The sequence below is a fragment of the Bacillus cereus G9842 genome (assembly GCF_000021305.1).
Lineage (GTDB): Bacteria > Bacillota > Bacilli > Bacillales > Bacillaceae_G > Bacillus_A > Bacillus_A thuringiensis_S.
Window position 1 is genome coordinate 75,796 of record NC_011772.1, and the last position, 6,705, is coordinate 82,500.

Consider the following 6,705-nt stretch of genomic DNA (forward strand, 5'->3'; position numbering starts at 1 on the left):
GAGAAATGATATTAATGATTGATAATTATGATTCTTTTACATTTAATTTAGTACAGTTTCTTGGAGAACTTGGACAAGAGCTTGTTGTTAAGCGTAATGATGAAGTGAGTATTGCAGATATTGAGAATATGAAACCAGATTTCTTAATGATTTCGCCAGGTCCATGTAGTCCTAATGAAGCGGGGATTAGTATGGAAGTTATTAAATACTTTGCTGGGAAGATTCCGATTTTTGGAGTTTGTCTTGGGCATCAATCGATTGCACAAGTATTTGGTGGAGAAGTTGTTCGTGCAGAGCGATTAATGCATGGAAAAACGTCACTTATGCATCATGATGGGAAAACGATTTTCTTAGATATTCCTAATCCATTTACTGCAACGCGTTATCATTCCCTGATTGTTAAGAAAGAGTCATTGCCAGATTGTTTAGAGGTAACATCTTGGACAGAGGAAGGGGAAATTATGGCGATTCGTCATAAGACACTGCCGATAGAGGGTGTGCAATTCCACCCAGAATCTATTATGACTTCTCATGGGAAAGAGTTACTACAGAACTTCATTCGTAAATATAGTCCAAGTGTGACATCATGTTAATTTACGTAAATGGTGAGTATGTAGAAGCGAATGAAGCGAAAATCTCCCCTTATGACCATGGTTATTTATATGGGCTGGGAGTTTTTGAGACATTTCGTATTTATAATGGTCATCCTTTTTTGTTAGATGATCATTATAACCGTTTAATAGGTGCGCTAGATGCATTGCAAATTAAATGGACAATGACAAAAGATGACGTGATGCTTATTTTGAAAAATCTACTCGCTAAGAATGAATTGGAACATGCGTATGTACGTTTTAATGTATCAGCAGGTGTAGATGAAATAGGATTACAAACGGAAATGTATGAAGACCCTTCGGTTATTGTTTTTATAAAACCTTTAACAGCTCCAGGAGATGTAGTAGAAAAAGAAGGGGTTATTTTAAAACAAGTGCGAAATACACCAGAAGGAGCATTTCGTCTGAAGTCTCATCATTATCTAAATAATATTTTAGGGAAGCGTGAAATTGGAAATGTAGTGAGCAAGGAAGGTATTTTCCTTACTGAAGCAGGTTATGTTGCAGAGGGGATTGTTTCGAATCTCTTTTTTGTGAAAGGTGATGTTTTATATACACCTTCGTTAAAAACAGGGATTTTAAATGGTATCACTCGTGCGTTTATTATAAAAAGTGCTGAAGAATTGAATATAGAAGTAAAGGAAGGTTTCTTTACAAAAGATGAATTACTTTCAGCAGATGAAGTCTTTGTAACAAACTCAATTCAAGAAATTGTTCCGCTTTATCGTATAGAAGCGCAGGATTTCCCGGGTAAAGTAGGAGTAGTTACAAAAAGTTTAATGTACCTTTATGGAATGCAGAGAGAGAAATTATGGAGCAGAAATGAATTACGAAGAGGAGATGTGTAGTTTGAAGTGGGATTATGATTTACGCTGCGGCGAATATACATTGAATTTAAATGAAAAGACATTAATTATGGGGATTTTAAATGTAACACCAGATTCGTTTTCTGATGGTGGGAGTTACAACGAGGTAGATGCTGCGGTACGTCATGCAAAAGAAATGCAAGGTGAAGGTGCTCATATTATTGATATTGGTGGCGAATCTACTCGCCCGGGTTTTGCTAAAGTATCAGTAGAAGAAGAAATAAAGCGAGTTGTCCCGATGATTCAAGCGGTTTCAAAAGAAGTGAAATTGCCTATATCTATCGATACATATAAAGCTGAAGTTGCAAAGCAAGCAATTGAGGCTGGTGCTCATATTATTAATGATATTTGGGGAGCGAAGGCGGAGCCAATAATTGCTGAAGTCGCAGCTCATTATGATGTACCTATCATTTTAATGCATAACCGCGATAATATGAATTATCGTAATTTAATGGCGGATATGATTGCTGATTTGTATGATAGTATCAAAATTGCTAAAAATGCTGGTGTGCGAGATGAGAATATTATTTTAGATCCAGGTATCGGTTTTGCTAAAACACCTAAGCAAAACTTAGAGGTGATGCGTAATTTAGAACAGTTAAATGTGCTAGGTTATCCGGTTCTCTTAGGTACATCGAGAAAGTCCTTTATTGGGCACGTATTAGATTTGCCAGTAGAGGAACGCCTTGAGGGAACGGGAGCTACTGTTTGTCTTGGTATTGAAAAGGGTTGTGAGTTTGTTCGTGTCCATGATGTGAAAGAAATGGCGCGTATGGCTAAAATGATGGATGCAATGATTGGTAAGGGGGTAAAGTAATTGGATAAAATTTATATCCATGATATGGAGTTTTACGGTTATCATGGTGTGTTCCCGGAGGAAAATAAATTAGGTCAGAGATTTAAAGTTGACTTAACGGTGGAGTTGGATTTAAAGCGTGCAGGGGAAAGTGATGAATTAGAGCATTCGGTCAATTATGGAGAGCTTTTCGAATTATGTAGAAAAGTTGTTGAAGATAGAAAGTATAAGCTTGTGGAGAGTATCGCTGAAAATATTGCTGCAGATATATTAAAACAATATGAAAGTATTTCACGATGTACAATTAAGGTAATTAAGCCGGATCCACCGATACCAGGTCATTATCGTGCTGTAGCAGTAGAAATTACGAGAGAACGTCCATGAATAATATAGCATACATTGCATTAGGGTCAAATATTGGAGAGCGTTATACGTATCTAACCGAAGCGATTCAGTTCTTAAATAAAAATCCTTATATTCAGGTTGATGATATTTCATCTATATATGAAACTGAGCCAGTTGGCTATACTGACCAAAGTTGCTTTTTAAATTTAGTTATAAAAATTTCTACCAATTTATCACCACAAGAATTATTGAAAGTAACACAAAAAGTAGAAAATGACCTAGGAAGAAAAAGGGAAATTAGGTGGGGGCCGAGGACTATCGACCTTGACATTTTACTTTATAATCAAGAGAATATTGAAGCAGAGAATCTTATTGTTCCGCATCCGCGGATGTTTGAAAGAGCTTTTGTTATCGTTCCGTTGTTAGAGATTAATCAAGACATAAAACAAAACATTTCACGTTCACAAGTAGAAGAAATGAAAAGGCGAGAGGGAGTAACGGTATGGAAGCAGAAAAATGGGGAAGACGCATTCGTGCTTTTCGAAAGCTAAAAGGCTACACGCAAGAAGGTTTTGCTAAAGAATTAGGGGTATCTGTATCTGTTTTAGGTGAAGTTGAGAGAGGGAATCGATCACCTTCTCAAGATTTTGTAGTAGAAGTTGCTAAGGCATTAAATGTTTCGATAGATGAATTAATGCCAAAGTGACTGTGCAGGAAGGAGTAGGTTGATTGTTAAAGATTGCAAATATTGAGATGAAAAATCCGGTTGTATTAGCACCGATGGCGGGAGTGTGTAATTCTGCATTCCGTTTAACAGTGAAAGAATTTGGTGCAGGTCTAGTTTGTGCTGAAATGGTAAGTGATAAGGCAATATTACTGAATAACAAAAGAACATTAGATATGTTATATATCGATGAGAGAGAAAAACCATTAAGTTTACAAATTTTTGGTGGAGAGAAAGAAACTCTTGTAGATGCTGCGAAATACGTAGATAAATATACGACAGCAGATATTATTGATATCAATATGGGTTGCCCAGTACCGAAAATCGTAAAATGTGATGCGGGGGCAAGGTGGCTTTTAGATCCCAATAAAATATATGAAATGGTAGCAGCGGTTGTAGATGCTGTTGAAAAGCCGGTTACAGTTAAAATGCGTATCGGTTGGGATGAAGAACATATTTTCGCAATAGAAAATGCTAGAGCTATTGAGCGTGCTGGTGGACAAGCTGTGGCGGTTCACGGACGTACGCGAGTGCAAATGTATGAAGGTAAAGCGGATTGGGATATCATTAAACAAGTAAAGCAATCTGTGAATATCCCGGTTATCGGAAATGGTGATGTCGAAACACCGCAAGATGCGAAGCGAATGCTTGATGAGATTGGTGTAGATGGTGTTATGATTGGCCGTGCGGCTCTTGGGGATCCATGGATGATTTATCGTACAGTAAAGTATTTAGAGACAGGTGAATTAATGCCGGAACCAACAGTGCGCGAGAAAATTGATGTATGTATGTTGCATCTAGATCGTCTTATCGACTTAAAGAACGAAAGTGTCGCTGTAAGAGAGATGAGAAAACATGCAGCTTGGTATTTAAAAGGTGTTCGTGGTAATGCGAGTGTACGTAATGGTATTAATGCTTGTAACACACGTGAAGACCTTGCGAATGTGTTAGGTGCATTTGTAGAAGAAGTAGAAGCGAAACAACAAACAATTTACGTTGGTTAATAAGGAACATAGGAGATTGACATTCTTCTATACACTTCCTATAATTACGTGAAAGAAAGAAGAACTGCCAGTTAGTTGCTGGCAGTTTTTCTAGTTGAGTAGAAAATGCTATACTGTATATATTGTAAAAATTAATAGAGCTGGAGTGATATCAATATCATGGATAACATGAACCACGAAGAATTAAACGACCAATTGCTTGTTCGTCGTGAAAAGCTACATAATTTACGTGAGCAAGGAATCGATCCGTTCGGTAAACGATTTGAACGCACAAATTCAACGACCGACTTAGTAAGTTTATATGGAGAATTCTCTAAAGAAGAATTAGAAGAGAAAGAAATCACTGTTTCTATCGCTGGTCGTATTATGACAAAACGCGGTAAAGGAAAAGCTGGATTCGCGCACATTCAAGATTTACACGGACAAGTTCAAATTTACGTTCGTAAAGATACTGTTGGAGATGAAGAGTACGAGTTATTTACGACAGCAGATTTAGGTGACTTAGTAGGTATTGAAGGTAAAGTGTTCAAAACAAACGTTGGAGAACTTTCAGTAAAAGCAACGGGATTTACGCTTTTAACGAAATCTCTCCGTCCGTTACCGGATAAATATCATGGATTAAAAGATGTTGAACAACGATACCGTCAACGTTACTTAGACTTAATTACAAGTATGGAAAGTCGTGAAACATTTGTTACTCGCAGTAAAATTATTCGTGAAATGAGAAGATATTTAGATGACAACGGTTATCTTGAAGTAGAAACGCCTATGATGCACGCGATTGCAGGTGGAGCATCTGCTCGTCCTTTCACTACGCATCATAATGCGTTAGATATGGAATTATATATGCGCATCGCAATTGAACTTCATTTAAAACGTCTTATTGTGGGCGGATTAGAAAAAGTTTATGAGATTGGCCGTGTATTCCGTAATGAGGGTGTATCAACTCGTCATAACCCTGAGTTTACGATGATTGAATTATATGAAGCGTACGCTGATTATAATGATATTATGAAACTAACAGAAAATATGGTTGCTCATATTGCGAAAAAAGTATTGGGTACAACAACAATCCAATATGGTGATTATGAAATTAATCTAGAACCAGAATGGACACGTCTTCATATGGTAGATGCAATTAAGCAACACTCTGGAGCGGATTTCTGGAATCCGATGAGTGTAGAAGAAGCGCGTGAGCTTGCGAAAGAACATAATGTAGAAATTAAGGATACAATGGAAGTTGGTCATATTATTAATGAGTTCTTCGAGCAAAAAGTAGAAGATAAATTAATCCAACCAACATTTATTTACGGTCATCCGGTAGAAATTTCGCCACTTGCGAAAAAGAATGATGAAGATCCACGATTCACAGATCGTTTCGAATTATTTATCGTTGCACGTGAACATGCAAATGCATTTACTGAGTTAAATGATCCGATCGATCAAAAAGAACGTTTTGAAGCGCAATTAAAAGAGCGTGAACAAGGTAATGACGAAGCACATATGATGGATGACGATTATATTGAAGCTCTTGAGTACGGTATGCCTCCTACGGGTGGATTAGGAATTGGTATTGATCGTCTAGTTATGTTATTAACAAATGCACCATCTATTCGTGATGTATTATTATTCCCTGCTATGCGCCATAAACAAGACTAAGCTTTGGAGATTTCTCCAAAGCTTTTTTTATTTGAGTATGAGTTGCGTGGGTATAATAGATCTTGATGGTGCGAGAAATTATACTTATATAGAAGAAATGTGCTGTTTTTATACTTTTTTACTAAGTTAAAAATTTTATTAGAAAAACTATTGCATTTTAATAATCAAACTGGTATATTTATATTCGTTGCCACGAAAGGTAACAAGCAAAACAAACGAAAAACAACTTATTGAAAAAAGTTGTTGACGAGAATGTAACGAAATGTTATATTGATAAAGTCGCTTCTGAGCGACCAAGTAGTTCTTTGAAAACTGAACGAAACAAACAACGTGAAACGTCAATTTTTATTTTTAGATGCTAGACAAACTAACTTTATTGGAGAGTTTGATCCTGGCTCAGGATGAACGCTGGCGGCGTGCCTAATACATGCAAGTCGAGCGAATGGATTGAGAGCTTGCTCTCAAGAAGTTAGCGGCGGACGGGTGAGTAACACGTGGGTAACCTGCCCATAAGACTGGGATAACTCCGGGAAACCGGGGCTAATACCGGATAACATTTTGAACTGCATGGTTCGAAATTGAAAGGCGGCTTCGGCTGTCACTTATGGATGGACCCGCGTCGCATTAGCTAGTTGGTGAGGTAACGGCTCACCAAGGCAACGATGCGTAGCCGACCTGAGAGGGTGATCGGCCACACTGG

At 37.5% G+C, this 6,705-nt stretch carries 8 protein-coding genes and 1 rRNA gene (1 of these 9 only partly in view); all 9 read left to right on the forward strand.

Going from position 1 to position 6,705, the window contains the following annotated elements; genetic code table 11:
• The first annotated feature begins 5 nt into the window (after positions 1-5).
• Entirely contained in the window at positions 6-593 is a 588-nt protein-coding gene (pabA, locus tag BCG9842_RS00390) for an aminodeoxychorismate/anthranilate synthase component II (protein ID WP_000602284.1), read from the forward strand.
• Positions 587-1,459, forward strand: a complete 873-nt coding sequence (pabC, locus tag BCG9842_RS00395; RefSeq protein ID WP_000909860.1) for an aminodeoxychorismate lyase — start codon at positions 587-589, stop codon at positions 1,457-1,459. Before pabA ends, pabC begins: the two co-directional genes overlap by 7 nt.
• A complete protein-coding gene (gene folP / locus BCG9842_RS00400; protein ID WP_002084136.1) occupies positions 1,434-2,294 on the forward strand; it encodes a dihydropteroate synthase in 861 nt (286 codons plus the stop codon). The genes pabC and folP overlap by 26 nt, the downstream gene beginning before the upstream one ends.
• Complete coding sequence (gene folB, locus BCG9842_RS00405) at positions 2,295-2,657, forward strand: dihydroneopterin aldolase (RefSeq protein WP_000358066.1); 363 nt, start codon at positions 2,295-2,297, stop codon at positions 2,655-2,657.
• Positions 2,654-3,169: a 2-amino-4-hydroxy-6-hydroxymethyldihydropteridine diphosphokinase gene (folK, locus tag BCG9842_RS00410; protein ID WP_001059446.1), complete on the forward strand. Its 516-nt coding sequence runs from the start codon at positions 2,654-2,656 to the stop codon at positions 3,167-3,169. Before folB ends, folK begins: the two co-directional genes overlap by 4 nt.
• Positions 3,121-3,324: a helix-turn-helix domain-containing protein gene (locus BCG9842_RS00415; protein ID WP_000387030.1), complete on the forward strand. Its 204-nt coding sequence runs from the start codon at positions 3,121-3,123 to the stop codon at positions 3,322-3,324. The genes folK and BCG9842_RS00415 overlap by 49 nt, the downstream gene beginning before the upstream one ends.
• Positions 3,325-3,347: 23 nt before the next feature.
• Complete coding sequence (gene dusB / locus BCG9842_RS00420; protein WP_000912247.1) at positions 3,348-4,346, forward strand: tRNA dihydrouridine synthase DusB; 999 nt, start codon at positions 3,348-3,350, stop codon at positions 4,344-4,346.
• A gap of 159 nt (positions 4,347-4,505) precedes the next feature.
• Positions 4,506-6,005: a lysine--tRNA ligase gene (gene lysS, locus BCG9842_RS00425; RefSeq protein WP_000369685.1), complete on the forward strand. Its 1,500-nt coding sequence runs from the start codon at positions 4,506-4,508 to the stop codon at positions 6,003-6,005.
• Between the two features lie 373 nt (positions 6,006-6,378).
• A 16S ribosomal RNA gene (locus tag BCG9842_RS00430) occupies positions 6,379-6,705 on the forward strand (it continues 1,225 nt past the right edge of the window).

Coding starts and splice junctions, on each gene's coding strand:
- pabA (WP_000602284.1), top strand. CDS start 6: ATGATATTAATGATTGATAATTATGATTCTTTTACATTTAATTTAGTA.
- pabC (WP_000909860.1), top strand. CDS start 587: ATGTTAATTTACGTAAATGGTGAGTATGTAGAAGCGAATGAAGCGAAA.
- folP (WP_002084136.1), top strand. CDS start 1,434: ATGAATTACGAAGAGGAGATGTGTAGTTTGAAGTGGGATTATGATTTA.
- folK (WP_001059446.1), top strand. CDS start 2,654: ATGAATAATATAGCATACATTGCATTAGGGTCAAATATTGGAGAGCGT.
- BCG9842_RS00415 (WP_000387030.1), top strand. CDS start 3,121: ATGGAAGCAGAAAAATGGGGAAGACGCATTCGTGCTTTTCGAAAGCTA.
- lysS (WP_000369685.1), top strand. CDS start 4,506: ATGGATAACATGAACCACGAAGAATTAAACGACCAATTGCTTGTTCGT.